Annotated in this window: 17 protein-coding genes and 1 pseudogene; 16 read left to right on the top strand and 2 right to left on the bottom strand. The window is 68.9% G+C overall.

Translation table 11 applies throughout. The annotated features are described in order from the left end of the window. Positions 1–1,122 carry a DUF1972 domain-containing protein gene (locus PKE99_RS10550; RefSeq protein ID WP_037044971.1) on the bottom strand — a complete coding sequence of 374 codons (1,122 nt, stop codon included), beginning with the start codon at positions 1,120–1,122 and terminating at the stop codon, positions 1–3. Positions 1,123–1,541: 419 nt separating this feature from the next. Here PKE99_RS10550 and PKE99_RS10555 point away from each other — a divergent pair. Continuing rightward, positions 1,542–1,864: pseudogene (locus tag PKE99_RS10555) on the top strand (hypothetical protein). Here the strand turns inward: PKE99_RS10555 and PKE99_RS10560 are convergent. Next, a protein-coding gene (locus PKE99_RS10560; protein WP_156067508.1) for an IS3 family transposase occupies positions 1,834–3,122 on the bottom strand; the annotation gives its coding sequence in 2 pieces (ribosomal slippage) (positions 1,834–2,768 and positions 2,768–3,122; 1,290 coding nt in all). The pseudogene PKE99_RS10555 and the gene PKE99_RS10560 sit on opposite strands and share 31 nt — an antisense overlap. Positions 3,123–3,151: 29 nt before the next feature. Between PKE99_RS10560 and PKE99_RS10565 the strand changes: the two genes are divergently transcribed. The 15 genes from PKE99_RS10565 to PKE99_RS10635 all read left to right on the top strand — a co-directional run bounded on the left by PKE99_RS10565 (position 3,152) and on the right by PKE99_RS10635 (position 20,670). Beyond that, positions 3,152–4,204, top strand: coding sequence for a UDP-glucose dehydrogenase family protein (locus PKE99_RS10565; RefSeq protein WP_269322978.1), 1,053 nt, complete (start codon positions 3,152–3,154; stop codon positions 4,202–4,204). 215 nt (positions 4,205–4,419) lie between these two features. Then, a complete protein-coding gene (locus PKE99_RS10570; RefSeq protein ID WP_037044982.1) occupies positions 4,420–4,650 on the top strand; it encodes a hypothetical protein in 231 nt (76 codons plus the stop codon). A gap of 154 nt (positions 4,651–4,804) precedes the next feature. Beyond that, the gene (locus tag PKE99_RS10575; RefSeq protein WP_051737320.1) at positions 4,805–6,136 is read left to right on the top strand and encodes an HNH endonuclease signature motif containing protein; all 1,332 of its coding nucleotides are present in this window, start codon (positions 4,805–4,807) and stop codon (positions 6,134–6,136) included. A 132-nt stretch (positions 6,137–6,268) separates the two neighbouring features. Then, positions 6,269–6,808, top strand: a complete 540-nt coding sequence (locus tag PKE99_RS10580) for a hypothetical protein (protein WP_037044984.1) — start codon at positions 6,269–6,271, stop codon at positions 6,806–6,808. A 168-nt stretch (positions 6,809–6,976) separates the two neighbouring features. Next, the gene (locus PKE99_RS10585) at positions 6,977–9,229 is read left to right on the top strand and encodes a tetratricopeptide repeat protein (protein WP_037044986.1); all 2,253 of its coding nucleotides are present in this window, start codon (positions 6,977–6,979) and stop codon (positions 9,227–9,229) included. Continuing rightward, the gene (locus PKE99_RS10590) at positions 9,148–10,125 is read left to right on the top strand and encodes a tetratricopeptide repeat protein (RefSeq protein WP_344742265.1); all 978 of its coding nucleotides are present in this window, start codon (positions 9,148–9,150) and stop codon (positions 10,123–10,125) included. The genes PKE99_RS10585 and PKE99_RS10590 overlap by 82 nt, the downstream gene beginning before the upstream one ends. 446 nt (positions 10,126–10,571) lie before the next feature. Continuing rightward, on the top strand, positions 10,572–11,537 hold the full coding sequence (locus PKE99_RS10595) for a hypothetical protein (RefSeq protein ID WP_037044991.1): 966 nt from the start codon (positions 10,572–10,574) through the stop codon (positions 11,535–11,537). 354 nt (positions 11,538–11,891) lie between these two features. Then, a complete protein-coding gene (locus PKE99_RS10600; protein ID WP_156067510.1) occupies positions 11,892–12,677 on the top strand; it encodes a hypothetical protein in 786 nt (261 codons plus the stop codon). Between the two features lie 17 nt (positions 12,678–12,694). Continuing rightward, the gene (locus PKE99_RS10605; protein ID WP_037044998.1) at positions 12,695–13,450 is read left to right on the top strand and encodes a vWA domain-containing protein; all 756 of its coding nucleotides are present in this window, start codon (positions 12,695–12,697) and stop codon (positions 13,448–13,450) included. Between the two features lies 1 nt (position 13,451). Beyond that, positions 13,452–14,273, top strand: coding sequence for a PP2C family serine/threonine-protein phosphatase (locus PKE99_RS10610; RefSeq protein WP_081924074.1), 822 nt, complete (start codon positions 13,452–13,454; stop codon positions 14,271–14,273). A 3-nt stretch (positions 14,274–14,276) separates the two neighbouring features. Beyond that, positions 14,277–15,593 carry a protein kinase domain-containing protein gene (locus tag PKE99_RS10615; RefSeq protein ID WP_051737321.1) on the top strand — a complete coding sequence of 439 codons (1,317 nt, stop codon included), beginning with the start codon at positions 14,277–14,279 and terminating at the stop codon, positions 15,591–15,593. 17 nt (positions 15,594–15,610) lie between these two features. After that, positions 15,611–16,216 (top strand): 4Fe-4S single cluster domain-containing protein, encoded by a 606-nt coding sequence (locus PKE99_RS10620; protein WP_197040595.1) that lies wholly within the window; start codon positions 15,611–15,613, stop codon positions 16,214–16,216. A gap of 56 nt (positions 16,217–16,272) precedes the next feature. Continuing rightward, entirely contained in the window at positions 16,273–17,214 is a 942-nt protein-coding gene (locus PKE99_RS10625; protein ID WP_156067512.1) for a hypothetical protein, read from the top strand. Next, the gene (locus PKE99_RS10630; RefSeq protein WP_051737322.1) at positions 17,211–19,133 is read left to right on the top strand and encodes an AAA family ATPase; all 1,923 of its coding nucleotides are present in this window, start codon (positions 17,211–17,213) and stop codon (positions 19,131–19,133) included. The genes PKE99_RS10625 and PKE99_RS10630 overlap by 4 nt, the downstream gene beginning before the upstream one ends. Continuing rightward, the gene (locus PKE99_RS10635) at positions 19,126–20,670 is read left to right on the top strand and encodes a hypothetical protein (protein ID WP_037045010.1); all 1,545 of its coding nucleotides are present in this window, start codon (positions 19,126–19,128) and stop codon (positions 20,668–20,670) included. The genes PKE99_RS10630 and PKE99_RS10635 overlap by 8 nt, the downstream gene beginning before the upstream one ends. The last annotated feature ends 332 nt before the right edge of the window (positions 20,671–21,002 follow it).

The following is a 21,002-nucleotide window of genomic DNA, read 5'->3' on the forward strand; positions in this document are numbered from 1 at the left end:
TCAGATTCGGGTGCGGTGACGTCGGGAACGGGTGCGGTTCAGGAGATCGACGCAAAGCTGCTCGTACTCGAGTGCGACGTCGTCCCAGCCGTAAGCCTCTGCCGCGCGCTCGCGCGCACCGACGCCGTTGGCCTCGGCCGCCGGAAGGTCGGCTTCGGTCGCGTCGATGCGCTCGGCCAGCTGCTGGGGACGCGCGAAGAAGCTGCCGTACGCGCCGAGGACCTCTCGGTTGAAGTTGACGTCCCAGGCGATGACGTTGGCGCCGGCTCCCATCGCACGCAGGAGCGAGGGGTTCGTGCCCCCTACGGAGTGGCCGTGGAGGTAGCTCGCGGCGCCGGCGTAGAGCGCGTCGAGCAGGTCCTGATCCCAGACACCGCCGACGAGCCTGACCCGCGCATCCGTCGCGGCGAGTTCCCGGATGCGGCGTTGGTGGTCACTCGGATACGGGACGGAGCCGACCACGACGAGCGGCTTGGTGGCCTTGCTCTGCAGGTAGCCCTCGATGATGACGTCGACGTGGTTCTCGGGCTCGAGGCGCGCGACGACCAGGTGGTAACCGCGGGCGTCGAGCTCAAGTTCGCGCAGCCGCGCGAAATCGCAGTGCTCCTGAATGGGAGCGCCGTAGGGGATGAAAATGCTCTGCGCCCCATAGCGCTCGCGGTAGTAGTCCTGAATCCCGACGGCGTCCGCGATGAGTTCGTCGGCGAGTGCCACGGAAAGTTGTTCGTTCGCGAGGTAGTAGCGGCGGCCGTTGGGGCCCCACTTCGCCCGCTTCCATTCCAGACCGTCGACGTGGACAGCGACGGGAATCCGTGCGGCTCTGATCACCGGCAGGAGCGGAGCGTTGGCGGCATTGAAGACCAGAGCGACGTCCGCTCGATGGCGGAGCAGGTGTGCGACCGAGAGCGCTGTGTGACTCAACGTCTCGGTGACGGGGTGCTTCATCGCCGGGAGCCGGACGCGGTGCATCCCCAGGTACTCGGCTGAGTCGTCGTCCCCCCGGCAGTACACGCGCACCTCGTGGCCCGCCTTGACCAGGCGGAGCCCGATCTCCTCGACCGCGGTCTCGAAGCCGCCGTACCGCGCGGGAACGCCGCGGGTGCCGATCATGGCGATGCGCAAGGGGAGACTCCAAGAACAGGTGGGGAGCGTGCTGAAGAGACAGGTCTCGACGTCGTCGGCGGACCTTCGCTGGGGAGCATCGGGTCCGTCGGCCGCTCGGGCGCGGGTGTTACAAGGTGTGCGTGAGCATCACACGGCAGTAGCCACGCACTCCGAACACCTCCGTGTCGTCCATCGCCACGAACAGGCTGCCAGGTGACGGATGATACACATGCTTCAGTCCGAATGCAGTACGAGCGAGTGGCGTTCGACGTAGTCACGAGATGCGCTGTGACGCGCGGTGTGGGAATTCTCGCTCTAGGCTGCGCGCGCCGGCAGTCGAAGGTGAGCGATAGTCCGGGTGAAGTGCGCGCGAGAGGAACTGGATGAAGCTATCGGTGATCGGCTGCGGCTACCTGGGCGCCGTCCATGCAGCGTCCATGGCCGAGCTCGGACACGAGGTGGTCGGCGTCGACGTCGACGCCTCCAAGATCGGGCTGTGGCGACGGGCCGCGCGCCGTTCTTCGAGCCCGAGTTCGAGGAGTTGCTCACCACGTCGCTCGGCTCGGGGCGGCTGCGGTTCAGTTCCGACCTGGCGGAGGCGGCGGGGTGCCAGATCCACTTCGTCTGTGTCGGGACGCCACAGAAGCGCGGCGAGTACGCGGCGGACCTGCAGTACGTGGAGGTCGCGGTCGAGTGGGCCTTGACCCCGGATAGTGGACACGGGCTGGATTACGCGACTTCCGGGACGGTAGCGGCGTAGCTCGCCTCGTAGGTGTTCGGGGTCTGGTAGCGGCAGTAGGAGTGGCGGCGTCGGGTGTTGTAGCGGGTCAGCCACCGGTACAGCTCGCGGCGGCAGGTCGTCTCGTCGGGCCAGAACGCGTTGTCCTGCAGCACTTCTCGTTTCAGGGTGGCGTTTAACGACTCGGCGAGGGCGTTGTCGGCGCTGGACCCGACCGCGCCCATCAACCGCCGGACGTCGAGTCGGTCGCAGAGCTCGGCGTAGACGCGGCTGGTGTAGACCGAGCCGTGGTCGGAGTGGAAGATCGCCCCGGCCACGCTGCCGCGGTCCGCGGCTGCGGCGAGCAGGGCGTCGGCGACGAGGTCGGTGCGCATGTGGTCGGCGATCGCCCACCCGGCCAACCTGCGGGAGTAGCAGTCGATCACGGTGGCCAGGTAGAGGTTCCGCCCGTCGGCCAGGGGCAGGTAGGTGATGTCGCCGACGTAGACGGTGTTCGGAGCCTGCGCGGTGAAGTCGCGTCCGAGCAGGTCGGGCACCGTCGTGTCGGCGGGCTCGGGGATGGTGGTGCGCACCCGGCGGCGCCTGCGATAGCCCGCGATGCCGTGCTCGCGCATGACCCGTCCGATCCGCTTGTGGTTCACCCGCTCAGCCGGCTCGACGCCGTCGTTGAGTTCGGCGGTGATCCGCGGCCGCCCGCACGTGCGGTCGCCGTCATGCACGGCGCGGATCCGCTCGGCCAAGGCGGTATCGGCCGCGGTGCGTGCGGCGCGAGTCGGGGCGGCGGCGAGCCAGGCGTAGAAGGAGGAGCGTCGCACGTCGAGCAGTGCGCAGAGCCGCTTCACCGTCCAGCCCGGGCGCGGGCTGGAGGTCGTGTCGGAGTGGTCGGCGACGAACTGGAAGCGGGTCACCAGTTCGTCTCCCCGGCGAAATACTTGGCCGCCTGGCGAAGAATCTCCCGCTCGGTCTCGAGCTTGGTCTTCTCCGCCCGCAACGCGGTGTTCTCGGCCTCGAGGCGGGCCAGGCGCTGCTCGGGCGTCTCATCCGCCTCGGACACGGCACCGGAATTCTGGCGCGGCGCACGCACCGAACGCGCGCTTCGGCTGCGGGTCCCGTCGGGGGCGGTGCGCGTGCCGGTGCCGAGGTTGTCGAGCCACAACGCCAGCGTGGTCCGCTCGACTCCCAGGTCGGCGGCGATGCCCTTCACCGTCGCCCCGGGCGTGGACTCGTACAGCTCGACGGCCTGCCGACGGAACTCGTCGGAGTAGTTCTTGCGGGCCATGGTCAGACATCATCTCGCTTCCCCCGACGGTGCGGGGATCAGCGTGTCCACGAAACGGGGTCAGGGCCCAGTCGCTGCTCGGCGTGCTTCAGCCGGGTGAGCTGGTGGTGGGGAAGTCGACGGTGCCTGTGGGCACCGCCGCGAGGCTTGCGGAACTCGTGGTCGAGAAGGTGCCCGGCGCGGCTCTGGCATGGAATCCCGAGTTCCTGCGCGAGGGGTTCGCGGTGCAGGACACGCTGCACCCGGACCGGCTGGTGTACGGCATCCCGCAGGACGAGACCGGCCCGACCGCGGAGGCGCTGCTCGACGAGGTCTACGCGCCGATTGTCGCGGCGGGGACGCCCAAGGTCGTGACTGACTATGCCACCGCGGAGATGGTGAAGACGGCAGCCAATTCGTTCCTTGCCACGAAGATCTCCTTCATCAACGCGATGGCCGAGCTGTGCGAGGCGACCGGGGCGGACGTCAAGCAGCTTGCCGACGCGATCGGCTACGACGACCGGATCGGCCGCAAGTTCCTCAACGCCGGCTTGGGGTTCGGCGGCGGCTGCCTGCCCAAGGACATCCGTGCCTTCATGGCGCGGACCGGTGAGCTCGGCGCGGACCAGGCGCTGACGTTCCTGCGGGAGGTGGACAACATCAACATGCGTCGGCGGATCCGGATGGTGGAGCTGGCGCGTGAGGTGCTCGACGGTTCGCTACTCGGCAAACGGGTGGCGGTGCTCGGGGCGGCGTTCAAGCCGGAGAGCGACGACATCCGGGACTCGCCGGCGCTAAACGTCGCCGCGCAGTTGCAGCTTCAGGGCGCGAACGTCGTGCTGACCGATCCGGCTGCTATCGAGAACTGCAAGAAGCAGTGGCCGCAGATCGACTACGCCGACACCCCGGAGGAAGCGGCCAAGGGCGCTGACGCGGTGCTGCTGCTGACCGAGTGGAAGCAGTTCCGCGAGCTGGACCCGGTGGCGTTCGGCAAGGTCGTCAGGCAGAAGCGGGTGCTCGACGGGCGCAACGCGCTCGACCGCGACAAGTGGGAAGCCGCGGGGTGGAGCTACCGGGCCCTCGGTCGTCGCCACTCGTCCTGAGGGGCTATGGGTCGTCGTGAGGGCTCCTCACGCTACGCACGGAGGTCGAGCAGACGGCGGTCGTGCCGGGGCCGGATGACGAGCCGTCGGACTCGGGCAAGGGTGAGATCTACGTACAGACCCGTGTCACTGGCGGACGCGATGCTGAGGCACGGGTCGTGCGGGCGCGCGGTCCGAGGGTTGAGTCAGATGCGGAGTGACGAATGCGGAGAAGTGTGCAGGCCGGGCTGATCCTTTCGGCGATCTTCACGTCGACGATCGGTACGACGGCGGTCGCAGCCGCCGCCGTTCCAGCGGCAGCCGGCGACCACAACTGCGCCGGCGCGGCGGTGAGCTCCATGGCCGGGCCCGGCTTCGGCAGCGGGGTCTCCTCGCTCGCGCACCAGCAGCTCGTCGACAACATCGGCCTGGCCGACTGCCGGCAACCGCCCCGCCAGAACCCGTAGCAGGGCGATCGCCACCCGCTCGCGTCACTCACAGCAGCGGCGCTCAGGGCGGGACTTCTCGAGTGCGTCGGTCGTCGGCGGACGGGTGGGTGGCGCTGCGCCGAGGGCTGAGCCAGAGCTTGATTCTCGAACATGTGTTCGATACACTTTGGACGTGACCGGCTGGGCGGAGATGGCGCACGAGGAGCTCCTCGCGGCCGTCGCCGATGCCCAGCTGGCGCGGAACGCGATCGACGCGCGGATGCTCGCGGCGGTGGCCGAGCTGGAGTCGCGCGGGCTGGCTCCCGAACACGGGTACCGGGACACGGCGGACATGCTGCAGTCGGTGCAGCGGGTGCCCGTAGCCGTGGCCAGGGCGCGGGTCCGGGCGGCGCGGGCGGTGGTGCCGGAGCGGTCGTTGCTGGGAGAGGAGCTACCGGCCGAGCTGCCGTCGACGGCGCTCGGGCTCGCCGCCGCGGAGATCTCGTTCGAGCACGTGCGGGTGATTCAGCAGACGATCGCCGCGCTGCCCGCGCATCTCGAGGCCGACCACCGCAAGCCACTGGAGCGGGACCTCGCCGAGCTGGGGCGCACCCTCGACCCGGAGGCGTTGCGGCGGGCGGGGAAGCACGCGTTGGCACTGCTCGACCCGGACGGGCCCCGGCCGCGGGACGGCGCGCCGGCGCGGACTCGGCTTCGGTTCATGCCGCGCGGGGAGGGGTTCGAGGCGCGCGGCTGGTTCGACCGGGAGTCCGCGGCGGTTGTTCGCACGGCGCTGTCTCCGCTGTCTGAGCTGGTGCCCGAGCACGGCCCGGGCGAGTGCGAGGAGACCGGATGCGAGCACCTGCCGGGCGAGCGGAGGCCGGATCCCCGGTCGATCGCCGAGCGGGAGGGCGACGCGCTGGTCGAGCTGTGCCGCCGGATGCTCGACTCCGGGGCCCTGCCGATCGACGGCGGCGCGCGGCCGCAGGTCACGGTGACGATTCCGCTGACGGAGCTTCGGGGCTCCGGTGCCGGCTTGCTGAGCTTTGGGGACGGCACACTGGCCTCGGCGATCAAGGCGGAGGACGCGCGGCGGTGGGCCTGCGACGCGGCGATCGTGCCGATCGTGCTGGGGTCGCGGGGTGAACCGCTCGACGTCGGGCGGCGCTCTCGGCTGGTGACCCCGGCCTTGCGGCGGGCGTTGGAGCAGCGCGACGGAGGTTGTGCTCAGCCGGGCTGCTCCATCCCGGCCCAGTGGACGGCGGCGCACCACATCGAACACTGGTCGAAGGGCGGCTCCACCTGCCTGGAGAACCTGGTGCTCCTATGTCCGAGGCATCATCGCCTCGTCCATCGCGGCGAATGGACGATCATGATGGAGGACGGGCTCCCCGTCTTCCACCCGCCCTGGTGGGCAGGAGGAAGACCCAGCCGAAATCTGTTGCACCGGCCCGACCTGATCGGGCGGGTGGACGAGCCTGCGTTGCCCTCGCGCGGGGAGCGCGCGCTCGCGCTGCTCGACTGAGCACCGCCGCGCTGGATCCGGAGAAGACCAGGTCACCGGATCCCGCCCGTGTCTCCGAGGGGGAACAACACCAGCGCGCCCTAGCACTCCACGACGGCTCACCTGGCCGTCGCGTCGAGTGCGGAGGCGCAGATGGCCCACCCCTCTGAGTCCTGCCGGCCCGTCCCCAGCCGTCCCCGTGACCTGCGGCGGCTCGAGCCCGAACGTCGGCTTCGCTTCGCGCCCGGCGCCACCCTCGCCCGCTGGTGGCGCGAGCTGACTCTGCTCGGCGGGCTCGGCGTGCTCTGGTCCGAGTTCGGGTGGGTCGCGCCAGTCACCACCGTCGGAACAGTCGCGCTGTCCTTGCTGTTTGGGCCCGCGCGAGAACGGGTGGCGGGGGAGGTGCTCGCGCTCGTCGTGCTGCACCGGGTGCGTGTCGGGTGCGTGTGGGCCGGGTTGGAGAACCGGTCCGGCAACCTCCCGCTGCTGGTCAATGCCCGGCCGTGTGGCGAGGCCGTCGTCGTCACCGCGTTCTGTCGTCTGGGTACCAGGCGTGAGGACTTCGCCGCCGCGGCCGAGGTGATTGCGGAGGCGTGCGGGGCGCTGCGGGTGATTGTGGCGCGCGACTCGCCGCGGCGGGAGCGGATGCTGATCGTGGTCGTGCGACCGCGGTGGGGGTGGCCAGGGAGGTAGGTGTCGGGTGATCGCCCGACACCGCACGCGTCGGACGTCTGCCCACACTTTTCTGCGGATCGCGAGGGGACCGGGTCCTCCGCGCCCGTAGGACGGAGTGCGCGGCAAGGCGAAAGGTCGGCGCGGGCGACGCGGTGGACGCCCCCGGACACCTGCGGGGAGGCGTCCGTGAACGTGCACGAGCGGAAGCAGGAACCGGATCAGTGGTGCCGATGCCTCCTGTGTCGCATCGGCGACGAGGAGGCGGTCGCGGTGCTGCGGGGGTGCGGGGCGAGCGGGCCGGGCTGGGACGGGGTGGCCGAGCACCTCGCCCGCTACGCCCTGGCCACCATGCACCAGCAGTTCCTGCGGCACACGCTGGTCACGGAGGCCAACGTCCACCGCAGGCGAGCCGGGCTGCACCCGTTGTGGCTCACACCGGAGGACGGGGAGATGCTCCGCACCGACGGCGCCCAGCGGAGCGAGCTGTTCGACGCCACCGTGGCGCACGCGTTGGCCCGCTTCAAGCGGCACGACGTCGTCGGCGGGCGGTGGCGGCCCGGCGGGCGGGCCGTGCCCGGCTACCTCGTCACCCGCTGCTACTTCGTCCTCGGGGAGCAGCTCACGGCCTGGCGCCCCGGGCGCGACCGGGCCGCGCTGACCCTGGCCGCCGAGGTGCAGAAGGCCCGCGAGCAGGCCCGGCTCGCCGAGGTCGATCTCGTCGACGCCCTTCGCGACCAGCCCACCGGCCGTCTCGACCCGCTTCTGCGCACCATGCCGGACACCCTGCGCGCCGCCGTCGACCACCGGCTCGCCCACGACGGAGCCGGCTGGGCCGACGCGGCACGCGCACTGCAGGTCAGCCCCAAGGTCAGCAGCGCGCCGAGCTCGCGCTGCCAGCGCGACGACGGCCTGGGCGTGCGACCGGGCCGGCGCGTTCCGGCGTGCCAGCTCCGCGAACCCGTGGTGCAGCTGGACCACCGTGGTGCCGTCGGCCGCCTCACGACGGTCGAGCAGCCCCACCCGCACGAGCGCGTCGAGCGCCTCGGGGTCCTCGGGTACGACAGCGGCGGGCAGGGGCTCGTCCGGGTGGAACCGGGCGAGCACCCCGAGCAGGCCCTCGGCCCGGTCCCGGAGTTCGCCCGGCACCGCGTCGAGGCAGACCTCGAAGGTGGCCGCGACGGCGTCGCCGCCCGGCAGTGCACTCGGGTCCAGGTCCGCGAGCATCTCCTCCAACCGCGCGGTGCCACCCGACGCCGCGGCCTCCCCGGCACCCCGCAGGGCCAGCGGCAGGCCCCCGAGCAGCGAGGACAACCGCTGCGCCGGCTCCGCCCAACCGCTGCGGGCGGGCGTGGGAAGCCGGTCGAGGACGATCCTCGCCCCCGACTGCGGGTCGAGCCCCCGCACACGATGGACGACGGCGGTCCAGAGCGCCTCGGCCCGCACAGCCGGGTCGACGGGCCGCAGGGCGAGGTCGAGCCGGCGGGTGGGCGCGCCGAGGAGGCGGGCGACCCGGCGCAGCCCGTCGCAGACGTCGTCGAGGTCGTGGGCGGTCACGCAGATCGCGCGGTTGCGCCCGCCGAGGTGTGCGGCCACCGCGCGGGCCGTGGTCGTCTTGCCGAGCCCCGCCTCCCCGACCAGCACGAGCGCAGGCCCGCCGAGCGGCCATGCCTGCGCGACCAGTACCTCCTCGGCTGGGTCCTCGCGGAGCAGCGCGAGCTCGACGCGGCCGCGCGCCGGCTGATCGGGGTGCTCGTGGAGCGGACCGAGCTGCTCGGCCCCCTCCACCGCGAGACCCTGGCGACTCGGCATCGGCTGGCCTGGGTGACGGGGATGGCCGGCAACCCGGTCGAGGCGGAGGAGGAGCTGCGCGCGCTCGTGCGGCTACGGGAGGAGCTGCACGGCACCCGCGCGCACCTCGACGTGCACAACTCGCGTTACCGGCTCGGCTGCCTGCTGGCGCAGGACGCGTTCGGCAAGGAGGGGCTGGACGAGGCCCGGGAGCTGTTCGCCTCGCTCTGCGAGGAGTTGGAGCCCCTTGGCGCGACGCATTCGATGACGTTGATGGTCCGGGTCCGGCAGGCCTGGGTCGCGATGCGGCAGCTGCGCTTCGACGACGCCGTCGACGCCTACTCCGACCTCCTCGCCGACCAGGAGAAGGTGCTCGGCGTCGACCACGCCCGCACGCTGCGCACCCGCCACACGCTCGCCCGGCTCACCCTGGCGCTCGGCGACGCGCGCAAGGCCGAGGAGGACCTGCGGGGGTGGTGCGGAGTCGGCGGGAGGTGCTGGGGTCCAGCCATCCGCACACGATGGATAGCCGTTCCTACCGGGCGTGGGCGTTGCTGCGCAGCGGGCGGGTGCAGGCGGCAGACCGGGAGCTGCAGGCGTTGCTGGCCGATCGACGGCGGGTGCTGGGCGACGATCACCTGGCTACCCTGACGACGCGTTACTACCTGGCTAGGGTCGTGACCCGGCGGGGGCGGCTCGCCGACGCCCGGGCCCGGTTCTCGCGCTTGGCTCCGCACGCCGCAATGCTGCTCGGCGACGAGGACCGGCTGGTGCTGGAGATTCGGCACGGGGCTGCCGTCGTCGAGGCGCTGTCCGGACGTCTGGCGGCGGCGGAGGCGGCGTTGGAGGAGATCCACGCCGTGCGGAACCGGGTGTACGGGCCTGGTGATCCGGACACTCTTGCGACGCGCGAGCAGCTGGTGTGGGTCGTCGGAACCGCAGGGCGGGTGTCCACGGCCCTCGCGGAGAGTTCACGGGTTCTGCAGGACACCGTCCGGGTGCTGGGGGAGCACCATCCCCACTCCCTCGCCGCGCTCTACCGACGGATCTGGGTGCTCGGGCTCGCCGGCCGCCGGGCGGAGGCGTTCGATCTGCTGCCGCGCTTCGAGGCGCTGACCCGGGAGGTCGGCGCCGACGAGCTCCGCTGCGCCTCGCTGACCGCCTGGCTGCTGCGGCTCGACGGCAGGCTCGACTCGGCTGCGCGCGCCTCGGCTGCCGCAGTGGATCTGCACACCGAGGTGCTGGGGCCGCACGAGGTGGAGACCATGCGGAGCCTCGACGCCCTCGGGCTGGTCCACCTCCTTCAGGGGCGACTCCCCGCCGCCGAGACGATCTTCCGGGACGTCCTCGACCGGCGGATTCGGGAGCTGGGGGAGGAGCACCTCGACACCCTCGTCGCCCGGATGCACCTTGCCGGGGTGTTGATGCGCCGCGGTCACTTTTCAGCGGCTGCTCGCGAGCTCGCGCTGATGCGGGACGGGGTGCGGGGGGTGGACCCGGAACACCCGCTCGTCAGGAGGCTGCCGGACGTGGGGTGGGGGAGGTGAGATCCTCCAACACGCAAGGTGCCGTAACGCCACGGATACGCAGGGCGACCACTTCCTCACCTCGGGCGCTCCCCGTTCCCCGAGGTGGGGGTCTCCATGCGCGTCGTCATTCTCACCGTGATCAGCAGCGCAGTTTTCCTCTGCGCAGGGTGCGGGCCCGCTGCCGAAGCGGACTCCCGTGGTTCGTTCCATCCTGCGGTGACGCCGACGCCACCGTCCTCCTCGACAGGTAGCGTTTCGCCCGAGTCCGACCAGCCGACCGTGACACGAGAGGAGACACGGGCGCCGGCTGCGAACGGCCGGACCCACGCTGCTCAGCCTCCGACCACACCGGCTGTTGCTACTACGGCTGCAGCGACGTCTACCGCCGTGACACCCGAGACCGTTCCCGTCGTGCCTGTCCAACTGCCGGCGCCGATAGCTCGTAGAGACTGCCCGTCCGAGCCGTGCACGACGACTGCAAGGACCACGCCGCCACCTACGCAAACCACCGCTCCACCAACATCGAAGGCTTATGTACCGCCCTCGGGTGGCGGCACGTGAGCGAGTCGGCTGTGGCGCGGGCAGCGACTGGCGGCGGAAGCGCCGCGCGTTTGCAGCTTCTGTCCAGCTTCCTCACACCGCTGACGGTTTTGACCGGTCTCCTCGTCTATGTCGGATGGGTCCGAACCCGCGCCTTCTATGACTGGTTCGGCGTGAAGTCCGGGCTGCTCGGCTTCAGCCCGCAGGACCTCACACTGCAGAGCGCGGACGTCGGATCCGCGTCCGTGTTCGTCCTCGCGTTGGTCTGCTGCGCGCTCGTGACCGTCGACTGGGTGATCTCGCTCGTCCTCGCCCGTGAGGAGCTCGGAGTGTGGGGCCGGCGCATACGTCTGGGCCTAGCCGGTGTTGGAATCGTCCTGGTAGTCGTCGCCCTGCTCACGGCCCGGGCCTACGCCGTCATCGCGGCTGTCCCGCCGATTGCCGGAGCCGGCCTGCTGGCGCTCGGCGCAACGATGCTGCTGCGCTTCGGCGCCGGCGTGCCCGGACGGCCTGCGCCGCTTCCGCGCGCCGCTGCCGTCGTCGGCGTGCTCGTTCTGGCCCTGTCCGCGTTCTGGGCGGCCACGACCTACGCACGCACCTTGGGAACAGGTGCGGCCCGCGACCTCGCCGCCGATCCCGGCAGCATGCCTCTGGTGACGATCTACAGCGAAAAGCCCATCGATCTCAGCGGGGGATCCCTGGTCACCGCAGCGCGGGTACCGAACTCGGACGGAGGTCCTACTTACCGCTACACGGGTCCGCGGCTGTTGACCTACTCCAACGACCGCTGGTTTCTCGTCACCGATCTCGGCGAAGCAGGTTATCGACCCGCTGTTGTGGTCGTCCACGACGAGGAGGCAGTGCGCGTCGAGACTCGGGCACCGGCCTGACGAGCGTCGTGACGTGACGCGACATCCGAACCTGGGCATTGGTCCACTGCGAAGGCGCGGGCACTCAGCTGCGTGATCGGGCGTGATGCCGAGACCCGTCAAATCTGGTGACGGTGTGTGGTGCATAGCTGAAGGCGCAATACGTACTTCTCCCCGGGTCCCGACGCCGCCCCACTTAGGCACCCTCCGTATCAAGCCGTGTACGCCACTTCTCAGGGGTCATGCGGGCGTGATGAGGCCTTCCGAAGATCTGTGGCGGCGATGAGACGAGGGGCTGTGCGCAGGATGTCAACAAAGCGGCGGTTGTCTCTGTGGCTCGGAGGCGTACTGGTCGCAGCCACGGCCCTCGTGGCCGTGGCCTCGATGATCGCGGGACCCGCGACCTCACGGACGTCCGTCATCAACCTCCGGGACAGGCCTGAGCCGGAGGAGGTCGAGAGGCGGTTGGACGAAGCGGCTGCCGCCAGCGCTGATTCAGTGGTGCTTCTCATTCCGCAGGCGTCTGTGGGATTCGAGTGTCCGGACGGCGAGATGGAAGTCGATGACCATCCCGAGTGCGCGCTGCAGAAGCGACTTGGACACGCCCTCATCGTCAGTACTTCCCGATCACTCGGCAAGGTGGCCGAGGACCTCGGCGACGACAGGAGCGCCGTGTCGACCGACGGACAGACAGCGGCGTTGACGATCGACCATCCGGTGACGGGGTTTCTGGCGGCCTTGTTGGCCGGCTGCTTCCTTACCGTCCTCGTTGCAGTCCTGGGCGCCGCCGTCGGCGCGTTGCCCGGACCGCGAACGGCGCACAGGCGGAATCCGGTGTCGAACACGTCGCCGTGGGGGAAGCCCACCCCGGCGACGCCGTACGGCTCTATCAACACCTCGCGTGTACCGGCAACAGGCGCCCCCTCACGGCGACCAACCCCACCCGCGCGCACGCCGCCACCGCAGGTTCGTCCCGCTCCCACAGGTCCGCTCACACGCACCTTCGTAAGCGCGGCTGGGGGCTACACCGAGGTCGACGGAATCGTCATGTGGTCGGCCGTCGAAGGAGAGTCGGCTCAGGTTCTGGCGCCGAACGAGGAAGTCGACGTCATCGGCACAGGCGGCGAGGCCGTCATCGTCCGCAGGCGAGCTCGCAGTTGACGACAGGAGACAGCACAGTGAACCGACCGGCCACCGGCCTGAGCGACCTGCCGGTACAAGCGGCCAAGAGCCGTCTACTGCTCACCCTGGTGGTGGACACGTCGAGCTCCATGGAGGGCGAGCGCATCACCGAGCTCAATGCCGCGCTCCAGGACTGGCGGCAGCAGCTCGTCGAGGACGACGTCGTCCGCCGCTTCGGCGAGATCGCCATGATCACGTTCGGTCAGGGACACGTGAAGCTCGTCGATCTGTCCGGTGACCCCGATCAGGCCTACGTCCCCGTCTCCCAGTTCGACCCGCCGCCGTTGACGGCGGGCGGCGTGACCCCGATGATCGACGGGCTGCAGTACGCGTTCGACGTGCTTGCTGCTCGGCGTCAGCAACTTCGAAGAGATGGCTTCTCGCTGTTGAACCGGTCACTCGTCTACTTGATCACCGATGGCATTCCGACGGACGAGAACGGTCACCCGACGAGCGCATGGCGCGACTTCGCACCAGTCATCCGACGGCAGGAGGAAGGTCGGCACCTCCTCTTCTTCGCCTTTGGTGTCGACGGCGCGGACGAGTTCGTCCTACGTGGACTGGCCCCGCGCGCTTGGCGTCTCCTTGCCGACGCCCGACTCGCCGAAGTCTTGTCGCTCGTCTCGACGAGCATTGAAGCGGCCGCGGCCTCCTCGGTGCACGACATGCCGGCAGATCAGGCCTACGACATCGTGAACGAGCAGATGGACCGCTACGCGCGCATGCGCGAGTTCCTCGAGGGCAAGGCCTGAGATGAGCGGGCAGCGGGCCGCAGTTGGCTGGCGGATCGTCGAGGGATCCGTCGTCGGCCCTGGACACTCAAAGGCCGGCGCGCCGAATCAGGACGGGTTCGGGACGGAGGTATTGCCCAGCGGCGCTACGGTGGCCGTTGTCGCCGACGGAGCCGGGTCTCGTGCTCGCTCCGAAGTAGGCGCCATGCTCGCGGTCCGATCCGGCATCGAGGCAGCGAGATCCGTCTTCGGCACATCCCTCCCGACCGACGCCGTCGGCTGGCGTCGTGCGTGCGGATGCCTCAGGACCACCGTACTCGACAACTTCGACGGCAACCTCTCGATGCGGATCGAGCAGGACCGGCGGAACGAGGGCCTCGGCCGGGAACAGATCAAACTCGGAGACTACGCCTCGACGCTGCTCGCCGTCGTCTCCGCGCCGCCGTGGCTCGCCTACATCGCGGTGGGCGACTGTTTCCTGGTCGTAGATCGGCGGCCAGGCGGAGCGTTCCTGCTGTCGCCTGTGGCGGAGGTCCGGGAGCACGGGGGTGCGACGGTCTTCATGACCTCGGACTCTCGGCAGGAACACTGCAGCACCGGTCTGGTCTGGGACGCCGGGATCCGCGGCATCGCGCTGGCCACCGATGGCCTGTACGAGGCGCTGCTGACCTATCGGAGGGATGCCGACGACGTCCTCTGGTACACCGCGCCCAAGGACTTCGTTCGCTACTTCGACCACTTCGCCTCAGCAGGTGGGGACGAATTGGCGAGCGTGCTCGCGTCCGACCCGTTCGTGAAGTCGTCCGGCGATGACAAGACGATGATCATCATGGTGCAGGAGTGATCGATGTCCGGAACGATACTTCGACTGCCGAAGGGTCGGACCATCGAACTCGGTGGCTCGTTGGGCAAGGGCGCGGAGGGTGTTGTCCGGGAGATAGTCGGCACCGACGACCTCTGCGCGAAGCTCTATTTCGACCCGTCGCCGGCGCTGGAGCGCCGACTGGAGGCGCTCAAGCACCATCCGGCAGCTGAGCTGCGAGGTGACACCAGCGAGCATGTGCACCTCGCGTGGCCGCTGGAGAGGTTGGTCGACCAGAACGGTGAGACGCGGGGGTTCGTGATGCCCCGGATCGAGGGTGAGCGGCTCACGAAGCTCCTCGAGCCTGACATGAGGTTCATCTCGATGCGCGAGCCGACCTGGCGCTCTCTCGTGGGTATCGCCGGACGAACTGCCAAGCTGCTGGACACCCTCCACCAGCACGACATCGTGATGGGGGATGTCAGTCCTGCGAACATCATGGTCGACTCAGCCGGCCTGGTGACCCTGATCGACTGCGACACCGTCCAGTTCTCCGATCCGAGGACGGGAGCGCGTCATTCCTGCAGCAAACTGACCCCGGACTACTGCCCGCCCGAGATCGGGAGCGGCCGCGATCTCGATGAAGCACATGACGAATTCGGGCTGGCTATTCTTGTCTGCGAGATGCTGATGGAGGGACAACACCCGTTCCACGGCGTCCCGGTCTCCCGCGTCGACGGCGACTCCGACACGCGCGAGAACATCACCGCCCAGAACAATCGACTCGTCTTTCCCGAGAGGCTGGTCAAGGTTCCCGACCTGATCACACCCGACGTCCTCTCACCGGCTGTCCTGGCTCTCGCCCGCGCGTGTTTCGGTCCGGGCCACGGCGATCCGGAGGCGCGACCTGCAGCGGGCGAGTGGGCGGAAGCCCTCGGACGCCTCGAGTCGGAACTGAGCACCTGCCGGGTCAACGCCAACCACTTCCACCATCGTGGACTCGGGAGATGCGTGTGGTGCGAACGTATCGATCATGGTTGGGGCGACTCGTTCCCACTCGCCCTGGGTCCGACGCGCGCAGGGACGGTTCGCCGGCTGGGACACCAGCCAGGCTCGCGCCCGGGTGGGCACGCCGTACCGCGGCCGCCGACTCCGAGGCGGAGCTCCGCGAGGGGAAGATCGACCGCGACTGCGACCGGCGCAGGTGCGACCACTCGCTCCGCTCCGACCCCGGATACTGCGGGGTCCGGTGCTCCCGACCGTTCCGACAAGCCGTCCCCGATCTCGAGCGCGGCCGTTCTGACCTGGGTGGTGATCGCAGTCATCGCTGTCATCGTCATCATCGTGCTGGCGGCACGATGATGAGGGAGACGGAAGGCTTGGTCGTCGCTGCGACGCACCGCTCATGCCATGTCCTCGGGCCCGGCAACCGGTACGCGCTCTGGGTTCAGGGCTGTCCGTTCCGGTGTCCCGGCTGCGTCAGCCCGCAGTGGCTGGCCTTCACCGGCGGGAAGCGGCTCGCGGTGGACGACCTCGTTCTGGACATCGTCAGTTTCGCTGTGGACGGGCTGACGGTGTCAGGTGGCGAACCCTTCGCTCAGGCTGCTGGACTCGTTGCCCTCGTACGCCAGATCCGGCAGAGCCGCGATCTCTCGCTCTGCTGCTACACCGGCTACACCCTGGAGGCGCTCCGCCGAGGGAGCCCTGCGCAGCGCGAGTTGCTCGGCCTCGTCGACCTGCTCGTTGACGGGCCGTATGTCAGGAGTCGGCACGCCCCGCTCCGTTGGCGTGCTTCGACCAACCAGCGACTACATGTCCTGACCGACCGGCATCTCGATGTTCTCACCGAACCGGACGATCCCGCCGGCCTCCAGATCGAGATCGGCCCGGACGGCGAGGCCCAATGGTTGGGTGTACCGCACACGCCTGGCTTCCGTGAGGCCCTCGCCGCTGCAGCCGACCTCGTCGAATCGCGAGATGCCTGATGAGTAGATCCCCGAAGTACAGCCTGGTGCGCGCGAGTCTCGCACGGGTCCGGAGGATGCTCGACGAGAGAGCCGAGCGCGAACGTGCCCGCCGGGAGGTGCAGGCACTGCACGCCACAGCACGGCTCGACGAGCGGCGACGCCGGGTCGCTGACCAGATTGACTCCCTCCTGCGTAGCTCGCCGAGACCCGAGAACGGTGAGGCGCTGGAACGCAAGCAGGAGGCGGCGCTCAGGGCAGCAACCGAGGAGGAGCTGCTGGTGATCGAAACCGACTTGATCCTGCAGGCCATCCGGCGGCCCGAGGAGCTCGGTGCGAAGAGCATGGCCGAAGTCAGGGCCGCAGCGGACCACGCTCGCCGGATGGACGGTCTTGCCATCCAGCTCGATCGGTTGCAGGCCCGCCATGCACGTCTCTTGGCAGACGCCACGGCAGCTCGCGTGGTGACGGAGGACCTGGAGATTCTCGAACGGGAGATCGAGGCGGTGGCCAGGAAGCTTCGAGGTGGTCCGCTTGAACCTGTCGAGGTCCTGGTGAGAGGCATCGATGCGCGGCTTGCCGAGGCTGAGCAGGAGCTCGACACCGCAATCGACCGCACTGTCGCACGGCGGGAGATGCTCGGGGCGATCATCGAGGCCCTCCCCGAGCTGGGCTACTCCGTGGATCCCGCCACCCTCGCGGAGACGGCCAACGGCACGATCTCCGTACACGCTCGGCGTCTGAGCGGTGCAGAGCTCACGGTCGTCGTTGGTGAGGGCGGCGGAGCAGATCCGCACCGCGTCGACTACATCCGACCGGGCGAAGTCTTCGCCAGAAGCCCGTCGATGCCCGCGCGGGACTGTTCCTCCCTCCAACGCCTCGCGGACCGGCTCAACGATTCGCTGCGGACGAGCGGCTATCTGCCGGGCAAGGTCTCCTGGGACGGCGACGGTGGCGGGGAGCCACACCGGCGGCGCAGGGCCGAGGTGCCCATGCCGCGGCCCAAGGAAGCGCCGTGAGCGCCCCCTTGGCGTCGAGTTGGTTCGGGCGCGCGTATTCGTCGATCGCACGGGACCAGCATCTGCTCCTTCACGGAAATGTTGACGACCTCGTGTGCTGGGACACCACGTTCCACCCGCTCCGGGACGCGATCGCAGGATTTCTGCACGTCACCGGGTTCTCCGCGGTCGGCAATTTCGACCTGGTCGACGGCTTGACTTACACGGACAGTGCGAGCCGCGACTTCTTCCAGGACACCCTGCGGAGGGGTGGCGCCCCCGGTACGCAAGCCACCCCGCACCCCGAACCGTTGACGTTGTGCGCCGTCTCGGCCGACCCCCTTCATTCCCGCGCTGCTGCAGCACAGGACCCCTGCATACGGACGACGTCTGACTTCTTGACGGCCGCCCGCCGCCTGCTTTGCCAGACCGAGCGTCCGTGCGCAGTGGTGATCAACCAGGCGGACATCATTCTCGGCCGCGACGCGGTAGGCACAGAAGATCATCAGGGCAACCTCGTCCAGCTGGCGAAGATCTTCGCAGAGGCCACCTGGGCACCCTCGCCATTGCCCGGAGAGTCGATCCGCAACCGCCTCGTTCTCGTGGTCAATGAACTGCAGGCCGTTCCGCCGTGGGTACGGTCGGGCAGTCCGCAGGTGGCGACCATAGAGGTCGGGCGGCCGACAGCGGACGAGCGCGCAGCTTTCGTCCGGTCGATGCTGAACCAACTGACGGGTGGGTCCGGGCTGACTCCATCGGAAGCGTCGGCAGCGGCAATCAGAATCGCGGGTCTTACCGAAGGCATGACGCTTGTCGACATCCGCGGCCTGAGGGCGACCTCCAAAATGACCAAGATCCCGGTCACGTCGCCGCGCCGACTCGTCACGCGTCACCGCTTCGGCCTGCGTGAGGATCCCTGGGAACAGCTCGACATCAGTCGCGTCCGCGAGGCGAAGGAACTTCTGAGCAAGCGGGTGGTGGGCCAACCTCACGCCGTCGATGCCGTGGCCGACGTTCTCGCGAACGCGCGTGGTGGCGTCGACTTCCACAGTGAGGGGGATCAATCGGCTACGCGCCCGAAGGGCGTCTTCTTCTTCGTGGGTCCGACCGGGGTTGGGAAGACGGAGCTCGCCAAGGCGATCGCCGAGATCGTGTTCGACGACGAGACTGCGCTCCGGCGCTTCGACATGAGTGAGTTCAGCCAGGAGCACGCGAGCGAGCGGCTGATCGGCGCGCCTCCCGGCTACCTCGGGCACGAGTCCGGTGGTGTCCTCACCAATTGGATGATGGAACGTCCCTTCAGCGTGATCCTCTTCGACGAGATCGAGAAGGCGCACCCCCGCCTGATGGACAAGTTCCTCCAAGTCATCGATGACGGCCGGCTCACTGACGGACGAGGGCGGACTGCGTTCTTCTCGCATTCGATCGTGATATTCACCTCGAACGTGGGAGCCAACGAGCTGCCTCGCCTGCTCCGTGGGTTCAGCACGGCGCCGCCGAGCTATACCGTGATTGCGCAGCATTTCGAGGAGGCCGTCCGTAGGTACTTCTCCGAGCAGCTCGGCCGACCGGAACTGCTAGGGAGGCTTGGCAGCGGCATCGTGGCCTTCGACATCCTGCGCGAACAAGTCGTGGCGGGGATCGTGGACAAGTTCCTCCGGCAGCTCGTCGCCTCCTCGTCGGCGCGGGGGTTCGACCTGGTCATCGATCGTGTCCCGCTCGAGCGCGCGATCGCTCAGCAGGTCACCGAGCACGGAATGGCCTTCGGCGCCCGACAGATCCGCAGTCCGCTGCTGGACCGGCTCGTCCGCGTTCCCTTGAACAGGTATCTCGTCGAGCACGACCCGGCCCCGGGCACTCGGATCTGGGTCCGGCGCTCACAGCCTGGCGAGCCCTTCGTGGTGGAGGAGTTCCCGGCGTCTGGCGACGATCATGACTGACCTGGTCGCTTCGGCACTCACCCCCGACGACCTGGAGGAGCAGGTCTCGTGGTTCGAGGGTCGGCGAAGACTGTCGATGGAGGAGTACCGAACCTACTTCGCGCTCGAGGTCGAGCTCGAGACGCGTTTCATCGCCGGAGCCGCCGGACACGCAAGGTGTCACGATTTCGGGGGAGCGGCCGCTGCGATCGGGCAGGTGGTCGAGCTCAACCGGGTTCTCCTGCGGATCACTCACCGGGAGCTCGCCGAGCTCACACCGGGGCCGAGTCCGGACCGGGAGGAGCTCACAGACAGACGAGATCGGGTAGACGGCTTCCTGCTGCTCACCCTCGGGATTCAGGCTGAGTACGAGGCAAGCCAACAGCTCGCTCTCGGAGACCTTCAGGAGGCCAAGGTCGCGCTGCAGGAGGCTGTCGACCGGTTCGAGGAGCTGGCGAAGAGCGGGCTGCCCTATTCCCCGGTCGGCTCCGATCGCTGGTCTCTCGCCCGCATGAACCGTGACTTCCTCGATGCTCTCGCCCTTTTCCGGGGTGCCCGCTACGAGTCCGCGCACGACAAGTTCCGTGAGGCAGCCGCGCGCTACGACCACGAGATCAGGAGGTTGCGCGAGCAGAACACGACCGGCTACCGAGATGCCGTGCTCCAGGAGAATCTGCTTTCGGAGTTGGCAGACCGCCATACCTATGCCCGGGTACTGAGGGCCGTGTCCGCAGCTTTTACTTTCGTTCAGAAGAACGACTTCGAGGAAGCAGCCAAGTCGGCGGAGGACGCTGTGGGATTGGGCGAGCGGTGGCTCGATCGCGTGGTCGGCGCCGATCTTCCAGAGATCCAACGGGACATCAGGAGCCAGGAATTGTGCCTATACCAGGGCTGGGCAGCATGGATCGAGGCGGAGCGGGCCATCGACAGGAAGGACTGGACCGGCTGTGACGCCAACCTCCGGGCGGCTCGAGATCGATGGACCGAAAGTACGGACCTCGGAATTCGGAACGGCTTGCGAGGAGTCGTCGTCGGTCAGGCGGATATGGGCAGCATGGAGCTGCTGCTCCTGGCCACTCGGCGTCGTCGTGACATCGAGGAAAGGCTCGGCGTGGAGATCGACCGACTGCGGCGTGACATCCGCGACCACGCCCCGCCCGTCTACATCACGAACACCAACCAACAAGGAGACACCATGACCACGAACCGATCTGTGAGCTTCTCCTCGCAGGGCGACATGAGGGGGAACTTCGCCGGCGAGTCGGTCGTCGGGGCGACGTACACCGACAACAGCCAGTCGATCGAGTCCGGCATGAGCCTGCGGGAGCTTGCGAAGGAACTCGCTGAGCTGCGGGATTCACTCGCTCCCGGCGTGCGATCTGAGCAGGAGAAGGAACGGCTGGAGCATGTGCGACAGGCCGAGGAGGCCGCTCGTGCCGGCGACGAAAAGAGCATGAAAGAGCATCTCGCGGCCGCGGGAAAGTGGGCGTTGGCCTTCGCGGAGAAGCTAGCATTGTCCGCCGCAGAGGTCGCGATTCGAGCCAGCATCGGAGCTTGAGGCCGCCTTGCTTGCATGATGCTGTGGCTGAGTGGACACCTACGGTCAGCGACGAAACGGGTGCGCAGGTTCAACCATCTCGTCGAGGCGAGATACGGTCACTAGCCTAGTAGGGCTTTGTTAGGTTGTGTCTGGGTAGGGGCGTTGGCAGGTGTGGCAGGCGCCGGTCCAGATGCCGAGGAGGGTCTGGAGTTCGCGGAGGACGGCGTAGAGGGTCAGGCCGGCGCAGGGGCTTTGAACCGCCCCGGGTCTGGTGGAGGCTCTGAACCCACGGAAGGGTCGGAGCTATGGCAGCGCCGAGGAAGTACCCGGACCAGATGCGGGAGCAGTCG

Source organism: Pseudonocardia halophobica, from assembly GCF_027922425.1.
Classification (GTDB): Bacteria; Actinomycetota; Actinomycetes; order Mycobacteriales; family Pseudonocardiaceae; genus Pseudonocardia; species Pseudonocardia halophobica.